The following is an 18313-nucleotide window of genomic DNA, read 5'->3' as shown; positions in this document are numbered from 1 at the left end:
ATTAGAAATTAGAAATTAGAAATTAGAAATTAGAAATTAGAAAGGGAAGTAGTTGGCTGGGATACCAGGATTTGAACCTGGGAATGGCAGGATCAAAACCTGCTGCCTTACCGCTTGGCGATATCCCAACGCTAAACTTGAAGAGTTTTAGTTCTACTTAAGAACATGGTGCGGAAGGAGAGACTTGAACTCTCACAACCGAAGTTACTGGAACCTAAATCCAGCGCGTCTACCAATTCCGCCACTCCCGCATCATAGGATTTGCTATTTTTAACTCTTAGCTAGAGATATTCTTCAACACTCTCTTGGTAGAGAAAGTGGCTGGGATACCAGGATTTGAACCTGGGAATGGCAGGATCAAAACCTGCTGCCTTACCGCTTGGCGATATCCCAACAAAGAATAAGTTGATAGTTTTGGTTCTTATCAAGAACATGGTGCGGAAGGAGAGACTTGAACTCTCACAACCGAAGTTACTGGAACCTAAATCCAGCGCGTCTACCAATTCCGCCACTCCCGCATCATTCGTACATAAAGTACTGGTAGTTATTTTAGACTCTTCATTGAGTATTCTTTGTCACTTTGAGAAAGTGGCTGGGATACCAGGATTTGAACCTGGGAATGGCAGGATCAAAACCTGCTGCCTTACCGCTTGGCGATATCCCAACAAAGAATAAGTTGATAATTTTGGTTCTTATCAAGAACATGGTGCGGAAGGAGAGACTTGAACTCTCACAACCGAAGTTACTGGAACCTAAATCCAGCGCGTCTACCAATTCCGCCACTCCCGCACATCTTTCGCGTTCGTAGTAAAGGAACCTAAATCCAGCGTCTTAATCAAGACATCGGCCAATTCCGCCACTCCCGCATCATTCGTACATAAAGTACTGGTAGTTATTTTAAACTCTTCATTGAGTGCAGTTTAACTCCTGCAGAGCCATTCTAAAGAAAGAATGGTGGCTAAGACGGGATTTGAACCTGTGACCCCATCATTATGAGTGATGTGCTCTAACCAACTGAGCTACTTAGCCATTGTGGCTGGGATACCAGGATTTGAACCTGGGAATGGCAGGATCAAAACCTGCTGCCTTACCGCTTGGCGATATCCCAACAAAAGCTTGATAGTTTTAGTTCTTATCAAGAACATGGTGCGGAAGGAGAGACTTGAACTCTCACAACCGAAGTTACTGGAACCTAAATCCAGCGCGTCTACCAATTCCGCCACTCCCGCATACCTTCTGCGTTTGCAGTAAAGGAACCTAAATCCAGCGTCTTAATCAAGACATCGGCCAATTCCACTACTGTCGCATTATTCGTACTTAAAGTACTGGTAGTTATTTTTAACTCTTCATTGAGCAACAAAAAGAATGGTGGCTAAGACGGGATTTGAACCTGTGACCCCATCATTATGAGTGATGTGCTCTAACCAACTGAGCTACTTAGCCATCTTTTTTGTTAACACTTCATCGCTGAGTGCGGGGCGTATTATGCTGATATGACCTAAATCCGTCAACACCTTTTTTGCAAAAAAACACTTAACAGGGTTTGTTTGCATTAAAATTAAGCTAACAGGTTAAATTTTACTTAAATTGCTGTTTTTTTGTCGGTCAAAGACAACACTAAAAGTATGTTACGTATTATTGTAAATAAAAGCTCATTTTTAATCTGTTTGATTTTCATACAAAAATTAAGTTTATAAATTTAAAAACTATTTTTTTGAGAGTTTTTCTAACTCATAAATGCATTTACAGCTATACAGAGTAGAAGAGTAGTGAGATAAAATGGCGCTATTGCAGTGCTAAAAATTGCATGCGTATCGTGATGTAAACCCAGAAAATAAAAAAGGCTCGTAATAACGAGCCTTTTAAATAGAGTTGCTTAAGAACTTATACGTTAAATAAGAAGTTCATGACATCACCGTCTTTAACGATGTACTCTTTACCTTCTTGACGCATTTTACCTGCTTCTTTTGCACCGCTTTCGCCTTTGAACTCAATGTAATCGTCAAAAGCGATTGTTTGAGCACGGATAAAGCCACGTTCAAAGTCTGTGTGGATTTTACCAGCAGCTTGTGGTGCCGTGGCACCTACTGGAATGGTCCATGCGCGTACTTCTTTTACACCTGCTGTAAAGTAAGTCTGTAATTTAAGTAGCTCGTAACCACCACGGATCACTAAGTTAAGGCCTGGCTCTTCTAAACCTAGGTCAGCCATAAATTCTAATTTATCTTCTTCTTCTAGTTCAGATAACTCAGATTCAATAGCAGCACAAACAGGAATAACAACCGCGTCTTCAGCTGCGGCAATTTCACGTACTTTATCTAGGTAAGGGTTATTTTCAAAACCATCTTCTGCTACATTCGCAATGTACATCGTTGGTTTGATTGTTAAAAAGTTAAGCGTTTTAATTGCCGCTTTTTCTTCTTTAGTGAGTTCTAAAGAACGTAATGTTAAACCTTCATCCAGATGCGCTTTTACTTTCTCAAGTACAGCGTTTTGCTCTTTCGCGTCTTTATCGCCGCCTTTTGCTTTCTTGGCATTACGAACAAGCGCTTTATCTGCGCTATCCATATCTGCAAGTACTAATTCGGTGTTAATAACATCAATATCGTCAGCTGGATCGATAGTACCAGCAACATGGACGATATTTTCGTCTTCAAAACAACGAACAACATGACCAATTGCATCTGTTTCACGAATATTCGCAAGGAACTGATTACCTAGACCTTCACCTTTTGAAGCGCCTTTTACAAGGCCTGCAATATCAACGAACTCCATCGTTGTTGGTAAAATGCGTTGTGGATTGACGATTTCAGCAAGCGCATTTAAGCGCGCATCAGGAACTGGCACCACACCCGTATTTGGTTCAATAGTACAGAAAGGGAAGTTAGCGGCTTCGATTCCCGCTTTAGTTAGTGCATTAAATAATGTTGATTTACCAACGTTTGGCAAGCCAACGATGCCACATTTAAAACCCATAGTAAGATACCTTGTGTAATTTCATTAAAACGGATTAAGGTTTAAATGAATGTAGTCTGTTTTGTGCTTTTAACACACCATCTTTTGCAAGAATTTCCATGCAACGAACTGCTTCGTCGATTGCGGCATCCATTTTTTCTTGATCGTCTTTCGCAGCTTTGCCTAGCACCCAACCTGTTACCATTTCTCGGTGACCAGGGTGTCCAATGCCAATACGAAGGCGCATAAAATCTTTTTGGTTTGCCATTTTCGCAATAATGTCTTTTAAACCATTGTGACCACCGTGGCCGCCACCTTTTTTTAGTTTAGCAATGCCTGGTTCTAAGTCCATTTCGTCGTGAGCAACGAGAATGTTTTCAACAGGAATTTTAAAGAAATTAGCGAGACTACTCACCGACTTACCACTTAAATTCATATAAGTTGTAGGGATCAGTAGTTTAAATTCTTGGCCTTGAATAATCACTTTGCCAGTGAGGCCGTGATATTTAGGATCATGTTTGAGAGTGCAGTTGTAACGTGCAGCGAGTTCTTCGATGAACCAAGCACCTGCATTATGGCGTGTGTTTGCGTATTCGGGGCCTGGATTAGCCAGGCCCACAAGCATTTGAATAGAATTCAAGGTGTGTACACCTTAAAAATTATTCTGCAGCGTCTTCTGAAGCTTCTTCAGCAGGAGCAGCTTTGTTAGCTTTAACAGTAACAACTGACTGATCGTGATCTGCACCTTTAGCAAGCTCAACAGATGAAACACCTGAAGGAAGTTTAAGGTCAGAAAGGTGGATTGAATCACCAGCTACTAAGTCTGCAACGTTAACTTCAACGAACTCAGGAAGTGACTTAGGAAGACACGTGATTTCGATTTCAGTTAATTGGTGAACAACAGTGTTACCTGCTTTAGTTACTTTCTCTTCACCGATGAAGTGTACTGGCACTTTAGTGTGAAGTTTGTGAGAAGCATCTACACGTTGGAAGTCTAAGTGAGTGATCTTAGGCTTGAACGGGTGACGTTGAATATCTTTAAGGATAGCTTCAACTGACTCGCCACCGATGTTTAAAGTAAGGATGTGCGTGTAGAAACCTTCGTCTTCTTGCGCTTTGATCATATCTTTGTGTGCAAGAACGATAGATGCAGCTTCTTTGTCAGCACCGTAAAGGATTGCAGGAACTTTATCTTCACGGCGTAGGCGGCGGCTCGCACCAGTACCTGTTTCTGTACGTAATTCTGCATTGTATGTATAAGTTGACATAATGTCTCCAATAATTAATAGTCGTAGGGCCTTTGCGACCAAGGTCCCTAGCCAAAAGGCGCGCTATCATACCACCCCTTTTAGGGAAAATAAATAACGGCTACAAAAAAAGCACCAAATGGTGCTTTTTTCAATATCATGCGCTGTTGATTAATGCTCAAACATCGCAGAGATTGATTCTTCGTTGCTGATACGACGAATTGTTTCAGCAAGCATATCTGCAAGCGTAAGTACTTTGATATTATCAAGTGCTTTAAGCTCGTCAGTAAGTGGTATTGAGTCAGTAACAATCACTTCGTCAATAACTGATTCACGAATGTTCTGTGCTGCATTACCTGAAAGAACTGGGTGGGTTGCATAAGCAAAAACACGTTTTGCACCATGCTCTTTAAGCGCAGCTGCTGCTTTACATAATGTACCGCCTGTATCAATCATGTCATCAACGATGATGCAGTCACGACCTTCAACGTCACCAATAATATGCATTACTTGTGATACGTTTGCTTGTGGGCGACGCTTATCGATGATAGCAAGGTCAGTGTCATTTAATAGCTTCGCGATTGCACGAGCACGAACAACACCACCGATATCAGGAGAAACAACCACGACGTCTTCGAAGTCGCGCTCTTTCATGTCTTCTAATAGCACAGGGCTACCGAACACGTTATCAACCGGTACGTCGAAGAAACCTTGGATTTGTTCTGCGTGTAGGTCAACAGTTAATACGCGGTCAACACCAACACTTGATAAGAAATCTGCAACTACTTTAGCTGTGATTGGTACACGAGCAGAGCGCACACGGCGGTCCTGACGCGAATAACCAAAATAAGGAATAACTGCGGTAATACGTCCAGCAGACGCACGACGTAGGGCATCAACCATAACGATAAGTTCCATCAGGTTATCGTTAGTGGGGTTACAGGTTGATTGAACAATGAAAACGTCAGAACCACGAACATTTTCATTAATTTGAACACTGATCTCACCGTCACTAAAACGGCCAACAACAGCATCGCCTAATTCAATATACAAACGTTTTGCAACTTTTTGAGCTAGCTCAGGTGTTGCGTTACCAGCGAAGAGCTTCATGTCAGGCACGGTAGGGTTCCTCAGGCACTGAATTTTGGGACTAACAGGCTATGGTAGGCACCAAAGCAGGTTAACATTTACTTGTACGTTACTTCATTTCAAAGTGAGCATTTAAAGCTGTATGAGCAGGAGAAATTGTAGCACTACTTGCAACAAAACCCGTCCATTTTTCTGGTAATTCGGCTAAAACTTGCTGTGCTTGTGCCTCGGTTGAAAACTCAGCAAAGCAGCAAGCGCCTGTACCAGTCATCTTTGACGGGGCGTATTTTAGCAACCACTGCAGGGCTTTTTCAACCTCGGGGCAGAGCTTTTTAACTAAAGGCTCACAATCATTGCGTAAATTTTCTGTTTGCCAGTCTGCTTTTAGTTTCGGTGTATCGCGTTTTAAATCGGGGTGAGTAAAAATTTTTGCGGTGCTTACATGCTCCCCAGGGTGGATCACACAATACCAACGCTTTGGTAACTCGACGTTATGAAGTTGCTCACCAATGCCGTGCGCAATGGCGGTGTGGCCATTAATAAACACAGGGACATCAGCGCCTAAGGTCACGCCTAAATTTGCTAACTCGTGTAAAGATAAATGACAGTTCCATAATTTATTAAGCGCGAGCAAAGTTGTTGCGGCATCGGAAGAGCCACCCCCAACACCGCCGCCCATTGGCAAACGTTTTAATAGCTTTATTATAGCGCCTTGTTGGCAATCACAGTGTTGTTGTAATAAACGGGCTGCTTTATATATAAGGTTATCTGCAAGCTCAATACCGTCTGTATCACCGGTTACTGTAATGTTTGGCTCGTTGTTAACAGTAAATGTTAAGTCATCACCAAACTCTAAAAAGGTAAATAAGGTTTCTAACTCATGGTAGCCGTCATCACGGCGCGCATTTATATGAAGAAATAAATTAAGTTTTGCAGGCGCTATTAACGTTAGCGGGGCGGTTGATACTTGCGTCATGATTAATTTAACTGCCAATCATTAAGTTGAATTTTTATACGGATTTTTTGGTTTTTGAGGCTTAGCTTAACAGGAAGCCAATAGCCATCTTGTTTAATGTAATCTGAATAGGTTATTTGCCACTGTTGGCCATTGTGTGCTTGCCAAATCAGATTTTTTAATCGGCCTTGCTCATCATAACTGGCTTGGTCGTTTTCGACAGTGCCTTTTAGCCACTTTGCGGCGTTATCTAATGGAATCGAAAAGCCAGTTAAACGGTATAACAACATAGCCGCATCGCGATCGGTATAAACATCACCGTCATATTCAAGTTCGGCCCCTTGGGCATTTTGTTTTAAAGACAAAATACGAGTGCCAATAAAACTGGTGAGTACCATGTCACTGTATAGCTCATCATGTTGCCAGTTTAAATTAGCAGATTGGCGCTGCTCTGTGCTAATAAATGCCATTTTTCCCTGTACTTGCCACTGAGCTTGTTGTTCTAAACGGCTTTTCCAGTCAGGATAAATGTAATCAACGGTTGACATTTTTTGCGCACAACCGCTGATAAATAAAAAAAACATGAATAAAATCAAATATTGTTTAATCAAATGACGTTCCTTACTTTCCATATTCCGCTGATTTTTGGTAAAATTAACGCCTTTACAGCTGGGCTTAGCAATATTTGGTACATATGACCATCGTAGCACTTGGTATAAATCACAAAACCGCATCCGTAGAATTACGTGAAAAAGTCGCGTTTTCACCTGAGCAAATGGCTGAGGCGTTACAGCAATTAAGCGGTCATGCGCATTTTAATGAAGCGGTTATTGTTTCGACCTGCAACAGAACCGAAATCTATTGTAGCCTTGCTGAGCGTAATTCCCAAACCTTGTTACGTTGGTTAGCAGGTTTTCATGGTTTGGATGAACATGAACTGAGCAATAATACTTATTACTACGAAGGTGATAAAGCGATTAACCATTTAATGCGAGTGTCGTGTGGTCTTGATTCTTTGGTGCTCGGTGAGCCGCAAATTCTGGGGCAAATTAAACAAGCTTACCATAACGCGAAAACACACGATGCTATTGGCGTAACCTTCGATCGTTTGTTCCAAAAAACCTTTTCGGTAGCGAAACAAGTTCGAACTGAAACGGACATTGGTGCCAGTGCAGTTTCGGTTGCCTATGCCGCTGTTAATCTAGCCAAACATATTTACGGCAAACTCGATAAAACCAATGTACTGCTTATTGGTGCGGGTGAAACTATAGAGCTTGTTGCAAAGCATTTATATCAAAATGACCCGCAAAAAATAACCGTAGCGAACCGCACCATTGAACGAGCGAAGAGCTTAGCGAGCGAAGTTAATGCAGATGTGATCGCGTTGGCTCAGCTACCGGAGCGGTTACATGATGCAGATATTGTTATAAGTTCCACCGCCAGCACGTTACCAATTATTGGTAAGGGTGTCGTGGAGCAAGCCCTAAAAATGCGCCGCCACAAACCTATGCTATTTATTGATATTGCGGTTCCACGTGACATTGAAAGCCAAGTAGGTGAGCTTGATGCCGCTTATTTATATTCAGTTGATGACTTACAAGCCATAGTAAGCGAGAATATCGCGGCTCGTGAGCAAGCTGCCGAACAGGCACAAGACATTATCAGTGCACGTACGAATGAGTTCGTTATGTGGCTGCGTTCACTGGATTCAGTGGATTTAATTCGTCATTATCGTAATGACGTCCAAGATATAAAATCTGAACTTGTTGAAAAGGCGCTTAGCCAGTTGCAAACAGGTAAAGAGGCAGAAAAAGTGATACTCGAGTTGGCAAATAAACTGACCAACCGCTTGATGCACGCACCTACCCGTGCCATTCAAGATGCAGCAAAAAATGGCGAAGCTGCTGAGTTAAGTCAATTAAAGAAAATGTTAGGTATTGATCAGGAATAGTCGTTAAATGAAAGAGTCTGTTTATAGAAAATTAGAAACCTTAGTTGAGCGTTATGAGGAAGTGCAAGCGCTACTAAGCGACCCCTCTGTGATCAGCGATCAAAATCGCTTTCGTACCTTATCTAAAGAGTATTCAGAGTTAGAAGAAATTGTTAAAGCGTTTTTAGCGTATCAGCAAGCACAGGATGATGTAGCGACAGCTGAAGAAATGCTAAAAGATTCAGACCCTGATATGCGTGAAATGGCGCAAGAAGAATATAAAGAAGCAAAAGCACAAATAACGGCATTAGAAGACGAAATCCAAATTCTGATGCTGCCAAAGGACCCTAAAGACAATAATAATGTCTACCTAGAGGTTCGTGCGGGTACCGGTGGTGACGAAGCCGCTATCTTCGCTGGTGACTTATTCCGTATGTACAGCCGCTACGCTGAAACCAAAAAGTGGAAAGTAGAAGTAGTAAGTACTAACGAAGGTGAGCATGGCGGTTATAAAGAAGTAATTGCGCATATCTCGGGTGAAGGTGTATATGGTCAGCTTAAATTTGAATCAGGTGCACACCGTGTACAACGTGTACCAGAGACTGAATCGCAAGGCCGTGTTCACACATCAGCCTGTACTGTAGCAGTCATGGCCGAGATTCCTGAAGCGGAAGCAATTGAGATTAACCCCGCGGATATTAAAGTGGATACCTTTCGTGCATCGGGTGCCGGTGGTCAGCACGTCAATAAAACTGACTCAGCAATCCGTATCACACATATTCCAACAGGTGTGGTTGTAGAGTGTCAGGATGAACGTTCACAGCATAAAAACCGTGCTAAAGCGATGTCAGTACTTGGCGCTCGCTTGCAACAAGCTGAAGACGAAAAACGCCAAGCTGCAGAGGCATCTGAGCGTCGTAACTTAGTTGGTAGTGGTGACCGTTCTGAGCGCATTCGTACTTATAACTACCCGCAAGGCCGTATTACCGATCACCGTATTAACTTAACTATCTATCGTTTGAATGAAGTGGTTGCAGGTGATTTAGGCAGTGTAATCGAACCACTTATGCAAGAACATCAAGCTGACTTACTCGCTGCGATGGGCGATGAATAATCGTGCCACAAAGCATAGAGCAAGCACTGGTTGCTGCGACGGCGTTACTAACGCCTAGCAGCGACAGTGCGAAATTAGACGCCCAAGTCCTGTTATTATCCATCCTGAATAAACCGCGTAGTTACTTATTCACTTGGCCAGAAAAACACCTTACCGAACAGCAACAGCTCGATTTTGAACAGGCATGCCAACGCCGCTTAAAGGGTGAACCTGTCGCGCATATTGTCGGTTTTCGTGAATTTTGGAGCCTTCCACTTAAGGTAAACCCAACAACCTTGATTCCACGACCTGATACCGAAACGTTAGTTGAATACGCTTTAGGTCTTGAGCTGCCCGCTGATGCAAACGTACTTGATTTGGGCACAGGTACAGGCGCTATAGCACTTGCGCTGGCCAGCGAAATGCCAAATTGGCAGGTGACAGGGATAGATAGAGTGGCTGATGCCGTCGCATTAGCCCAAGAAAACCAACAGCGACTCGATATTAACAATGCCACTTTTGCTTTGAGCAATTGGTTTAGTGCGGTTAAAAAAGAAAAGTTTGACCTAATTGTCAGCAACCCCCCCTATATCGAACACGATGATGAGCACTTAAGCCAAGGTGATGTGCGTTTTGAGCCATTATCAGCATTAGTAGCCGATGACGACGGCATGGCTGATATTAAACAAATTATTACTATCGCGCGTGACTATTTGACAACAAATGGCTATCTTTTAATTGAACATGGTTACCAACAAAGTGTGAAAGTCCAAGAATTTTTTGCACAAATGTCGTATAGCCATATACTTACAGTAAAAGATCTTGGCGGTAATGACCGTGTAACGTTAGCGCAGTGGGCTCATAAATAATAAGCTTTGCTGGGCACACATAGCCTTTGAGGATCCCAAACAATGGATGAATTTTTGTTTTCGGATGAAGCACTTGATGAAGTCAGTGAGGTGGTTCAAGGTAGTTGGAAAGTCATCGTTGTTGATGATGAGCCAGAAGTACATGCCGTAACAAAGCTTGCGCTCAGTGACTTTGAATTCCAAGACAAACGCCTTGAGTTTATCAGTGCCTATTCAGGAGAAGAAGCCAAGCAAGTTATTGAACAGCACCCTGATGCAGCTATAGTTTTACTTGATGTTGTTATGGAAACGGATGATGCGGGGCTTAAAGTCGCTAAATATATCCGTGAAACTGCGAAGAATAATCATATTCGTATTATCTTGAGAACGGGTCAACCAGGCCAAGCACCTGAACGACAAGTTATTGTTAATTATGATATTAATGATTACAAATCGAAAACTGAGCTGACCGCACAAAAATTGTTTACGGTGGTGATGTCAAGCTTACGCTCTTATCGCGATATTTTATCGATTGAGCAATCACGTCAGGGTCTCGAAAAAATAATTAAAGCATCACGCGATATTTTTTCTACCCATTCGCTAGAGCACTTTATTGAAGGTGTAATGCAGCAACTTACATCTTTGTTAGGCACTGTTGAGCAAGCTATGTATGCGACAAGCTTAGTTGCGAGTAACCCTCTTGATAATCAAAAAAAACTGGTGGTTTTTTCCGGTCGGGGGGAGTTTGAGCGCAGCGAAGGTAAAGCAATTGAAGAAGTGCTCAATGATGAACAGCTCAATGCCTGCCAACAAGCTCTAAGAGATAAAACGATTGTCTATCGTGATAATTATTTATTTGCCTATTGCAGCAGTGAGTTTAACCATAATTCTATGTTGTTTATCTCGGGTATCCCTAAACATTTAACTGATACACAACGCCATTTGATTGAAATTTTTTCGCAAAATGTTCAATTGGCGTATGAGAATGTACAGCTTCAAGCTGAAATTGAGGCGACACAACAAGAGCTTGTGTTTAGACTCAGTGAAGCTCTAGAGCAGCGTTCAACTGAAACGGGTAACCATGTAAAACGTGTTTCGCATATCTGTTATGAGCTGGCGATGGGATATGGATTATCTAAACGCGAAGCTGAACTTATTCGCTTAGCTGCACCGCTGCATGATGTGGGTAAAGTAGGTATTCCTGATGCCATTTTAAATAAACCTGGCCCGCTAACAGACGAAGAGTGGGCTATTATGCAGCAACATGCTGAAAAAGGTCATTTAATCCTAAAGGGCTCGAATCGTGACATCGTTAATACTGGGGCCATAATTGCGCTATCTCATCATGAACGTTGGGATGGAACAGGTTACCCTAAGGGCTTGAAAGGTGAAGAGATTCCTATTGCTGGGCGTATTGCCGCATTAGCCGATGTGTATGATGCACTACGTCATAAACGCTGCTACAAAGAGGCGTGGTCACTTGAAGATGTTGTAAAGGAAATTAATGCACAACAGGGCAAACAATTTGACCCTAAGTTAATAGAAGTGTTTAATCAACGCGTTAAAGAAATAGAAGACGTACTCGTACGTTATCCAGATTAATTAAACAAAGTAGTATTGGGGCATATGGATTATTTAGCAGTAAAACATACTCACATGTTATTTGCCGTGTTGAGTATTGTACTATTTTACGTTCGTTCTTTTTCACGTTTAAAAACGGGCGCACTTGCAAAAAATAAAGTGGTGTTCATTGGAAGTCATAGCATTGATACATTGCTGCTTGTTTCTGCAGTTGCGTTAATCGTGATGGCAGGATTTAACCCATTAGAGCAATCATGGTTATTAGAAAAAATTATACTTGTTATTGCTTATATCGTACTAGGTGTTGTGGCTGCAAAGCAAAGCGCACAGACTGCGAAAGTGGTATTGCTTGCTATAACCACCTTCATTTTATTAGCAATTGGTTATTTAGCTTCGGCTAAAACTGCACTTCTTCTCTAAGAATCTCTGAGCGGTATTTTGATGGCGAGTGCCGTCGTACCGCTTTTTTATATCTCATCGTTCAGTATTGGTAACTTAGGGCAAAAGTAGGTAAACTAGCACCTCGTTTTTGAAAGAGATGTTGCAGTATAAATGACCACCCCTTGGTTTGAAGATCAAAATGAATCCTATCAAGATGAGGCCTACGATGCATTTTCTTCTAAAGTGCTTTATCGTTGTATTGATGCTGAATTAAAGTGGGATACACAAGTAGATCTAACTGCTTGTTATGAACTACTCAATGAATTTGAGCATACGGTTTCAGTACTTTGTGTTGAACATAAAGAGCCTCATGAACGCTTAGATAAACTCTTGGATATCTTTTATCAACAATGGCTTTTCAGTGCTTCTAGCTTGAAAGTACCCGAATACACCTTAAATAGCTTTAGCTATACGGTTACGATGCGCAGTGGTACGCAAACAACATTGGCTATTTTACTGTGTCACTTATTACAACATGCTAACTTGGATGCTTCAGTGACCTTAAGTCAAGGTGAAGTGCAGGTGCATGTTGCCATAAGTGATGAAGAAGGGTATCTCATAGAGCCAAGCACAGGGCAGCAAAGTTGGTATATCATTCCTGAAAATGCCAGTGAAGAGAATGGCGATGAGCAAGAGCCGCTTGAACTGGTGTTTGATGAAGAGATATATAAGCTTTACTTAGCTCAGCAAAAATGGTCATTCATTAGCGAAAGTAAATTTGGTCATGCGCTACACTGCGTTGACATGCTGATGGAATTATTAGGCGATGATCCTTATGAGCGTCGTGACCGTGGCTATCTACTTAATCAGTTAGATTGCCCTAAAATGGCCAGAGATGATCTACAGTATTTTGTTAATGAATGCCCAGATGATCCCGCTATCGATATTATTCAGCACCAGATTGCTGAAATAGAAGACAACAATAATACACACCACTAGTTTTAAGGAACACTTATGACTGACGCCCACAGTGCGCTAATTACCAATGACGCAGTCGTACTTGGTTTACTCGCCGTTATTTTAGGGTTTGTTTTTAGAACCTCGCATAGTAACAATGCAGCATGCCAAAAATTTTATAAATACGTCCCCGCTTTACTGCTTTGCTACTTTTTGCCATCATTATTAAATACCTTTGGAATTGTTGATGGTCATTCATCAAACGTTTACTACGTGGCATCCCGCTATTTACTTCCAGCCTGTTTAATTTTATTAACCATCAGTATCGACTTAAAGGCTATCTTAAACTTAGGCCCGAAAGCGTTGATCATGTTTTTAACGGGGACCATGGGTATCGTTATTGGCGGACCTCTTGCCATTTTAGTGATGAGCGCCGTTTATCCTGAAGCGGTTGGCGGACATGGTCCTGATGCCGTATGGCGTGGCATGACAACCATTGCGGGCAGCTGGATTGGTGGCGGTGCTAACCAAGCCTCTATGAAAGAGATGTTCGAAGTAGGCGGTGATATATTCTCGGCTATGGTAACTGTTGATGTCATTGTGGCGAACTTATGGATGGCTGTATTACTACTCATGGCGGCTAATCATAAAGCGATTGATGCTAAAACAGGGGCTGATACCCGTGCAATTGAAGATCTAAAAGAGCGCGTAGAAAAGTATCACGCTGAGCATGCACGTATGCCAACGCTCAATGATTATATGACGATTATTGCCATAGCCTTTGGTATTACAGGTCTTGCGCATTTTTGTGCTGACTTTTTAGGCCCGTACTTCGGTGCTAACTTCCCTTGGGCACAGGAGTATAGTTTAAATAGCAAGTTCTTTTGGTTAATCGTGATCTCGACCACTATCGGGATTAGTTTATCGTTTACTAAAGTACGCCATATTGAAGCATTTGGCGCCTCAAAGGTTGCATCAAGCTTTTTATATATTCTTGTGGCTTCGATTGGCTTACATATGAATATTACCGCTATTTTCGACTCGCCTATGTACTTTGTACTAGGTGTGATTTGGATGCTAACACATGCAAGCTTGATGTTGATTGTGGCTAAATTAATCAAAGCACCGCTGTTTTATATGGCTGTGGGTTCACAAGCTAATGTTGGTGGTGCTGCATCAGCACCTGTGGTTGCCTCTGCGTTCCATCCATCGCTGGCACCGGTTGGTGTGTTACTTGCGGTTTTGGGCTATGGTGTAGGTACTTACATGGCTTATATTTGTGGTTTAATGCTACAAGCTGTTTCACCTTAAGGAATAGAAATGAACAACCAGTTAATTAAAATTAACGAGATTGAATTAGCAAACAACAAACCATTTGTGTTGTTTGGTGGTATGAATGTACTTGAATCACGTGATTTAGCAATGCGTATTGCGGAGCATTATGTTGAAGTAACTTCAAAGCTGAACATTCCATATGTATTTAAAGCCTCTTTTGATAAAGCGAATCGCTCGTCAATTAATTCATATCGTGGTCCAGGTATGGAAGAGGGCTTAAAAATCTTTGAAGAGATTAAATCTACTTTTAATGTGCCACTTATTACTGATGTACACGAACCACATCAAGCAGCACCAGTTGCTGAGGTGGTTGATATTATTCAGTTGCCAGCATTCCTTGCCCGCCAAACTGACCTAGTAGTTGCTATGGCAAAAACAGGTGCCATTATCAATGTGAAAAAACCACAGTTTTTAGCACCGCACGAAATGCGCCATATCATTAAGAAATTTAATGATGCAGGTAATAACAATGTTGTATTATGCGAGCGCGGCACTAGCTTCGGTTATAACAACCTAGTGGTTGATATGCTAGGTATGGATGATATGAAGCCAATGGCACCAGTTATTTTTGATGCTACGCATGCATTGCAACGCCCAGGTGGTCGTGCTGACTCGGCGGATGGGCGTCGTGCTCAGGCGGCAGAGCTTGCGCGTAGTGGCATGGCACTAGGCCTTGCGGGTCTTTTCATTGAAGCGCACCCTAATCCAAATGAAGCAAAATGTGATGGCCCTTGTGCACTTGCATTAAGTAAGCTAGAAGGCTACTTAACACAAATGAAAGCTGTGGATGAGCTTATTAAAAGCTTTGCACCATTAGATACCAGTGCCAATGATCTGTAATATTTAATTAGTTGATGAGAAGGCGACTATGGTCGCCTTTTTTTATTTGTGTCGCTATAATCGATGCATAAGAAAAACTAATTCTAAGCTTGGTGTTTATGTCTCGTCGTTTACCTCCATTAAATGCATTAAAAGCATTCGAAGCTGCTGCACGCCACTTAAGCTTCACCAAAGCTGCGGAAGAGCTTTATGTAACCCAAGCTGCCGTTAGTCATCAAATTAAAACCCTTGAAGAACATTTGGGTTTAAAACTCTTCCTGCGTAAAAATCGCTCTTTACTCTTAACCGAAGAAGGCCAGGGCTACTTTTTAGATATTAAAGAGATTTTTACTCAACTAATTGATGCTACAGAAAAACTACTAGCAAGAGGAGCTAAAGGCTCTTTAACGGTAAGTTTGACACCAAGTTTTGCAATTCAATGGTTGGTACCAAGGCTTAGTTTATTTAATGAGTTACATCCTGAGATAGATGTACGGATTAAAGCACAGGATCAGGACGAGAATTCTCTGTCGGATGATGTCGATATTGCCATCTACTATGGCCGTGGCCATTGGAGTGGGGTGCAAACTTATAAGCTTCATACTGAATACCTTGTGCCTCTATGTAGCCCTTTGCTGTTAACCGGTCCTAAACCACTTGATCAACCAAGTGATTTGGCGAATCACACATTGCTTCATGATACGACTCGTAAAAATTGGAAAACGTGGATGAAAACGGCGGGTGTGCGTAATGTGCAAGTTAATCAGGGCCCGATCTTTAGTCATTCATCAATGGTTTTACAGGCAGCGGTTCATGGTCAAGGTGTGGCAATAGGTAATAGCGTGCTTGCTAAACCTGATATTGATGCAGGGCGTTTGGTTATTCCATTTAGTCACGCTATGGTCAGTAAAAATGCCTACTATTTAGTTATAAGAGAGTCTCAAACAGAGCTAGGCAAAATAGTTTCATTTAAAGATTGGATGCTGAGTCTAGTTGAACAAGAACAAGAGTATTAACATGTTGCAGTGGTTTAAAAGCACAGGTAATAGAGCCTGTGCACAATTTATATTTGCTCATGGTGCCGGTGCAGGCAGCGATAGCGAGTTTATGCAAACAATGGCGAAGCTCATTAGTCAGCAAGGTATTGATGTGGCGTTATTTGATTTCCAATACATGCAAATTGCCAAAGAGACTGGCAAACGCAGACCGCCAGATCGAGCCCCCAAGCTGCTTGCATATTTTGCAGAAGTTTTAGCTGAGCGTCAGTCTGAATTGCCGCTATTTATTGGCGGCAAATCGATGGGGGGCAGAATGGCTTCAATGTTGTGCACTGAACAGAACATTCCAAAAGTCGCTGGTGTTGTGGCTTTTGGGTATCCGTTTCACCCACCGGGTAAACCTGAAAAACGTCGCACAGACCATTTTGCAGATGTACCATGTCCGTTTTTAGTGCTGCAGGGGGAGCGAGACACGTTTGGTAACCAGCAAGAACTCGCTGAGCTTGAAGTGGTTAACCCGCCAGAAATCAAATTTCTCAAAGATGGCGACCACTCATTAAAGCCACGTAAAAAAAGTGGTATTACAGAACAAGAAAACTTACAACTAGCTGCGGATTATGCAGCACAGTTTATTATGAATTTAGTGGCAGGAGATGAGCAATGATCAAACTCTATTTAATGATTGGCAGCTTATTTTGCATGCTTTCGGTGATGCTTGGTGCCTTTGCTGCGCATGGTTTAAAAAGCCGTGTTTCAGAATACGCAACTGGGATTTTTAAAACGGCTGCTGAGTATCAAATGGTCCATGGTCTTGCTTTAATTGCCATTGCGATATTAATAAAGTGGGGCATCAACTTAAATTGGGCTGGTGGCTTTTTTATCGCGGGTACAGTGTTATTTAGCGGTAGTTTGTATTTACTCGCATTAACGGGCATGAAATGGCTGGGCCCTATCACCCCGATTGGCGGCGTTTGTTTTATTATTGGTTGGGCTATTTTGTTAGTTCAAGCCGCACGATATAAGTTTTAAGGGTTATCTATGTCGAGTGTAGTTATTTATTGTCGCAGTGGTTTTGAAAATGATGCCGCTGCTGAAATTACTTTTCAAGCTGCTGAACAAGGATTTGCAGGTTACGTAAAAACGAAACCAAATACAGGGATTGTTGTTTACGAATGTTTTGATGCGAGCCACGGCGATGAAATCATTAAAAAAGTAGATTTCAAAAATATGGTTTTCGCGCGTCAATGGTTTACTGGCATCTTAGTGGATAATATGCCACTTGAAGATCGTGTTAGTGCTATTGTTGATGCTGCCGTTGATTTTCCTGAATGTGGAGACTTACGCGTAGAAACACCCGATACCAATGAGGGGAAAGAGCTATCTAAATTTTGTAAGAAGATATCTACTCCCCTTAAAAAAACACTTGAAAAGCGCTCGAAGGTGACACGCCAGTTGGCAGATAAAAAGCCCGTTATGCATGTTGCGTTTTTAACAAATGATTCTGCTTACGTTGGTTATTCATATACATTCAATAACTCGCCCTTTTTTATGGGGATACCACGTTTACGTATGCCAAGTGATGCACCAAGCCGTTCTACACTCAAGTTAGATGAAGCGTTTAATGTATTTATTCCACCTCATGAAGCTGAGGATCGTGTGCAAGCGGGGATGCGAGGTGTTGATTTAGGTGCTTGCCCAGGTGGTTGGACTTATCAATTGGTACGTCGCGGCATGTTTGTGAGTGCTATCGATAATGGGCCAATGAATGATGAACTAATGGAAACGGGACAAGTTAAGCATTTCCGTGTTGATGGTTTTAAGTATCGTCCCGAAAAGCGGAATATTAGCTGGTTAGTTTGCGATATGGTGGAAAAGCCAGTAAAAGTTACTAATCTTATGATTGATTGGGCGGTAAATGCCTACGCAAAAGAGCTTATTTTTAATCTGAAATTACCAATGAAAAAGCGCTTTGACAGTGTCTATGAATGCTTGAAGTTGATTAAAGAAGAGCTTGAAAAATACGGCGTAAGTTATGAACTCCAAGCGAAGCATCTGTATCACGATCGTGAAGAAGTGACTGTACATTTAAATGTCATAAAGGTGCCGCAAAGCTTATACAGTTAAA

Annotated in this window: 18 protein-coding genes and 10 tRNA genes; 12 read left to right on the top strand and 16 right to left on the bottom strand. The window is 41.9% G+C overall.

The features are described from left to right. Nucleotides 1-53: 53 nt before the first annotated feature. The 16 genes from L3V41_RS09545 to lolB all read right to left on the bottom strand — a co-directional run bounded on the left by L3V41_RS09545 (nt 54) and on the right by lolB (nt 6857). Nucleotides 54-128, bottom strand: a tRNA-Gln gene (locus L3V41_RS09545). Nucleotides 129-166: 38 nt separating this feature from the next. Further along, a tRNA-Leu gene (locus L3V41_RS09540) sits at nt 167-251 on the bottom strand. A 67-nt stretch (nt 252-318) separates the two neighbouring features. After that, nucleotides 319-393, bottom strand: a tRNA-Gln gene (locus L3V41_RS09535). 40 nt (nt 394-433) lie between these two features. Then, a tRNA-Leu gene (locus L3V41_RS09530) sits at nt 434-518 on the bottom strand. Nucleotides 519-589: 71 nt separating this feature from the next. After that, nucleotides 590-664: transfer RNA gene (locus L3V41_RS09525), tRNA-Gln, on the bottom strand. Nucleotides 665-704: 40 nt separating this feature from the next. Continuing rightward, nucleotides 705-789 (bottom strand) — tRNA-Leu (locus L3V41_RS09520). 163 nt (nt 790-952) lie between these two features. Then, nucleotides 953-1029, bottom strand: a tRNA-Met gene (locus L3V41_RS09515). A gap of 4 nt (nt 1030-1033) precedes the next feature. Beyond that, nucleotides 1034-1108: transfer RNA gene (locus L3V41_RS09510), tRNA-Gln, on the bottom strand. Between the two features lie 36 nt (nt 1109-1144). Then, nucleotides 1145-1229 (bottom strand) — tRNA-Leu (locus L3V41_RS09505). Between the two features lie 137 nt (nt 1230-1366). Further along, nucleotides 1367-1443 (bottom strand) — tRNA-Met (locus L3V41_RS09500). Between the two features lie 441 nt (nt 1444-1884). Next, complete coding sequence (gene ychF / locus L3V41_RS09495) at nt 1885-2976, bottom strand: redox-regulated ATPase YchF (RefSeq protein ID WP_062570661.1); 1092 nt, start codon at nt 2974-2976, stop codon at nt 1885-1887. 34 nt (nt 2977-3010) lie between these two features. Continuing rightward, a complete protein-coding gene (gene pth / locus L3V41_RS09490) occupies nt 3011-3595 on the bottom strand; it encodes an aminoacyl-tRNA hydrolase (RefSeq protein ID WP_062570662.1) in 585 nt (194 codons plus the stop codon). A gap of 19 nt (nt 3596-3614) precedes the next feature. Next, complete coding sequence (locus tag L3V41_RS09485) at nt 3615-4223, bottom strand: 50S ribosomal protein L25/general stress protein Ctc (protein ID WP_062570663.1); 609 nt, start codon at nt 4221-4223, stop codon at nt 3615-3617. 150 nt (nt 4224-4373) lie between these two features. After that, nucleotides 4374-5321 carry a ribose-phosphate pyrophosphokinase gene (locus L3V41_RS09480; protein ID WP_062570664.1) on the bottom strand — a complete coding sequence of 316 codons (948 nt, stop codon included), beginning with the start codon at nt 5319-5321 and terminating at the stop codon, nt 4374-4376. 79 nt (nt 5322-5400) lie between these two features. After that, the gene (gene ispE, locus L3V41_RS09475; protein ID WP_062570665.1) at nt 5401-6267 is read right to left on the bottom strand and encodes a 4-(cytidine 5'-diphospho)-2-C-methyl-D-erythritol kinase; all 867 of its coding nucleotides are present in this window, start codon (nt 6265-6267) and stop codon (nt 5401-5403) included. A 2-nt stretch (nt 6268-6269) separates the two neighbouring features. After that, complete coding sequence (lolB, locus tag L3V41_RS09470) at nt 6270-6857, bottom strand: lipoprotein insertase outer membrane protein LolB (protein WP_083515373.1); 588 nt, start codon at nt 6855-6857, stop codon at nt 6270-6272. An 83-nt stretch (nt 6858-6940) separates the two neighbouring features. On the opposite strand from lolB, the gene hemA reads away from it, so the two are divergent. From hemA to rlmM, 12 genes are all read left to right on the top strand, one after another. Further along, complete coding sequence (gene hemA, locus L3V41_RS09465) at nt 6941-8197, top strand: glutamyl-tRNA reductase (RefSeq protein WP_062570667.1); 1257 nt, start codon at nt 6941-6943, stop codon at nt 8195-8197. 7 nt (nt 8198-8204) lie between these two features. Then, a complete protein-coding gene (gene prfA, locus L3V41_RS09460; RefSeq protein ID WP_237127628.1) occupies nt 8205-9290 on the top strand; it encodes a peptide chain release factor 1 in 1086 nt (361 codons plus the stop codon). Between the two features lie 2 nt (nt 9291-9292). Continuing rightward, nucleotides 9293-10138 carry a peptide chain release factor N(5)-glutamine methyltransferase gene (gene prmC, locus L3V41_RS09455; RefSeq protein ID WP_062570669.1) on the top strand — a complete coding sequence of 282 codons (846 nt, stop codon included), beginning with the start codon at nt 9293-9295 and terminating at the stop codon, nt 10136-10138. Between the two features lie 42 nt (nt 10139-10180). After that, entirely contained in the window at nt 10181-11719 is a 1539-nt protein-coding gene (locus L3V41_RS09450) for a response regulator (protein WP_193988629.1), read from the top strand. 24 nt (nt 11720-11743) lie between these two features. Then, nucleotides 11744-12118, top strand: a complete 375-nt coding sequence (locus L3V41_RS09445) for a SirB2 family protein (RefSeq protein WP_062570671.1) — start codon at nt 11744-11746, stop codon at nt 12116-12118. 132 nt (nt 12119-12250) lie between these two features. Beyond that, the gene (locus tag L3V41_RS09440) at nt 12251-13078 is read left to right on the top strand and encodes a tetratricopeptide repeat protein (protein ID WP_062570672.1); all 828 of its coding nucleotides are present in this window, start codon (nt 12251-12253) and stop codon (nt 13076-13078) included. Between the two features lie 15 nt (nt 13079-13093). Beyond that, nucleotides 13094-14347, top strand: a complete 1254-nt coding sequence (locus L3V41_RS09435; RefSeq protein WP_193988630.1) for a DUF819 family protein — start codon at nt 13094-13096, stop codon at nt 14345-14347. A 9-nt stretch (nt 14348-14356) separates the two neighbouring features. Further along, nucleotides 14357-15211, top strand: coding sequence for a 3-deoxy-8-phosphooctulonate synthase (gene kdsA / locus L3V41_RS09430; protein ID WP_237127627.1), 855 nt, complete (start codon nt 14357-14359; stop codon nt 15209-15211). Nucleotides 15212-15309: 98 nt separating this feature from the next. Then, nucleotides 15310-16206 carry a transcriptional regulator GcvA gene (locus L3V41_RS09425; RefSeq protein WP_062570675.1) on the top strand — a complete coding sequence of 299 codons (897 nt, stop codon included), beginning with the start codon at nt 15310-15312 and terminating at the stop codon, nt 16204-16206. A gap of 1 nt (nt 16207) precedes the next feature. Then, on the top strand, nt 16208-16852 hold the full coding sequence (locus L3V41_RS09420) for an alpha/beta family hydrolase (protein WP_062570676.1): 645 nt from the start codon (nt 16208-16210) through the stop codon (nt 16850-16852). After that, nucleotides 16849-17217 carry a DUF423 domain-containing protein gene (locus L3V41_RS09415; protein WP_062570677.1) on the top strand — a complete coding sequence of 123 codons (369 nt, stop codon included), beginning with the start codon at nt 16849-16851 and terminating at the stop codon, nt 17215-17217. Before L3V41_RS09420 ends, L3V41_RS09415 begins: the two co-directional genes overlap by 4 nt. A 9-nt stretch (nt 17218-17226) precedes the next feature. Next, nucleotides 17227-18312: a 23S rRNA (cytidine(2498)-2'-O)-methyltransferase RlmM gene (gene rlmM / locus L3V41_RS09410; RefSeq protein ID WP_062570678.1), complete on the top strand. Its 1086-nt coding sequence runs from the start codon at nt 17227-17229 to the stop codon at nt 18310-18312. Nucleotide 18313: the final 1 nt, after the last annotated feature.

The sequence above is a fragment of the Pseudoalteromonas sp. L21 genome (assembly GCF_021728035.1).
GTDB classification, from domain to species: Bacteria; Pseudomonadota; Gammaproteobacteria; order Enterobacterales; family Alteromonadaceae; genus Pseudoalteromonas; species Pseudoalteromonas arabiensis.
This window is presented reverse-complemented; position numbering and strand designations above follow the sequence as displayed.

What these genes read in the sequence shown, in the direction of transcription:
- prfA (WP_237127628.1), top strand. Translation starts at nt 8,205, where the DNA reads ATGAAAGAGTCTGTTTATAGAAAATTAGAAACCTTAGTTGAGCGTTAT.
- L3V41_RS09440 (WP_062570672.1), top strand. Translation starts at nt 12,251, where the DNA reads ATGACCACCCCTTGGTTTGAAGATCAAAATGAATCCTATCAAGATGAG.
- ispE (WP_062570665.1), bottom strand. Translation starts at nt 6,267, where the DNA reads ATGACGCAAGTATCAACCGCCCCGCTAACGTTAATAGCGCCTGCAAAA.
- L3V41_RS09415 (WP_062570677.1), top strand. Translation starts at nt 16,849, where the DNA reads ATGATCAAACTCTATTTAATGATTGGCAGCTTATTTTGCATGCTTTCG.
- L3V41_RS09485 (WP_062570663.1), bottom strand. Translation starts at nt 4,223, where the DNA reads ATGTCAACTTATACATACAATGCAGAATTACGTACAGAAACAGGTACT.
- hemA (WP_062570667.1), top strand. Translation starts at nt 6,941, where the DNA reads ATGACCATCGTAGCACTTGGTATAAATCACAAAACCGCATCCGTAGAA.
- L3V41_RS09445 (WP_062570671.1), top strand. Translation starts at nt 11,744, where the DNA reads ATGGATTATTTAGCAGTAAAACATACTCACATGTTATTTGCCGTGTTG.
- L3V41_RS09425 (WP_062570675.1), top strand. Translation starts at nt 15,310, where the DNA reads ATGTCTCGTCGTTTACCTCCATTAAATGCATTAAAAGCATTCGAAGCT.
- L3V41_RS09450 (WP_193988629.1), top strand. Translation starts at nt 10,181, where the DNA reads ATGGATGAATTTTTGTTTTCGGATGAAGCACTTGATGAAGTCAGTGAG.
- ychF (WP_062570661.1), bottom strand. Translation starts at nt 2,976, where the DNA reads ATGGGTTTTAAATGTGGCATCGTTGGCTTGCCAAACGTTGGTAAATCA.
- L3V41_RS09420 (WP_062570676.1), top strand. Translation starts at nt 16,208, where the DNA reads ATGTTGCAGTGGTTTAAAAGCACAGGTAATAGAGCCTGTGCACAATTT.
- L3V41_RS09435 (WP_193988630.1), top strand. Translation starts at nt 13,094, where the DNA reads ATGACTGACGCCCACAGTGCGCTAATTACCAATGACGCAGTCGTACTT.
- rlmM (WP_062570678.1), top strand. Translation starts at nt 17,227, where the DNA reads ATGTCGAGTGTAGTTATTTATTGTCGCAGTGGTTTTGAAAATGATGCC.
- kdsA (WP_237127627.1), top strand. Translation starts at nt 14,357, where the DNA reads ATGAACAACCAGTTAATTAAAATTAACGAGATTGAATTAGCAAACAAC.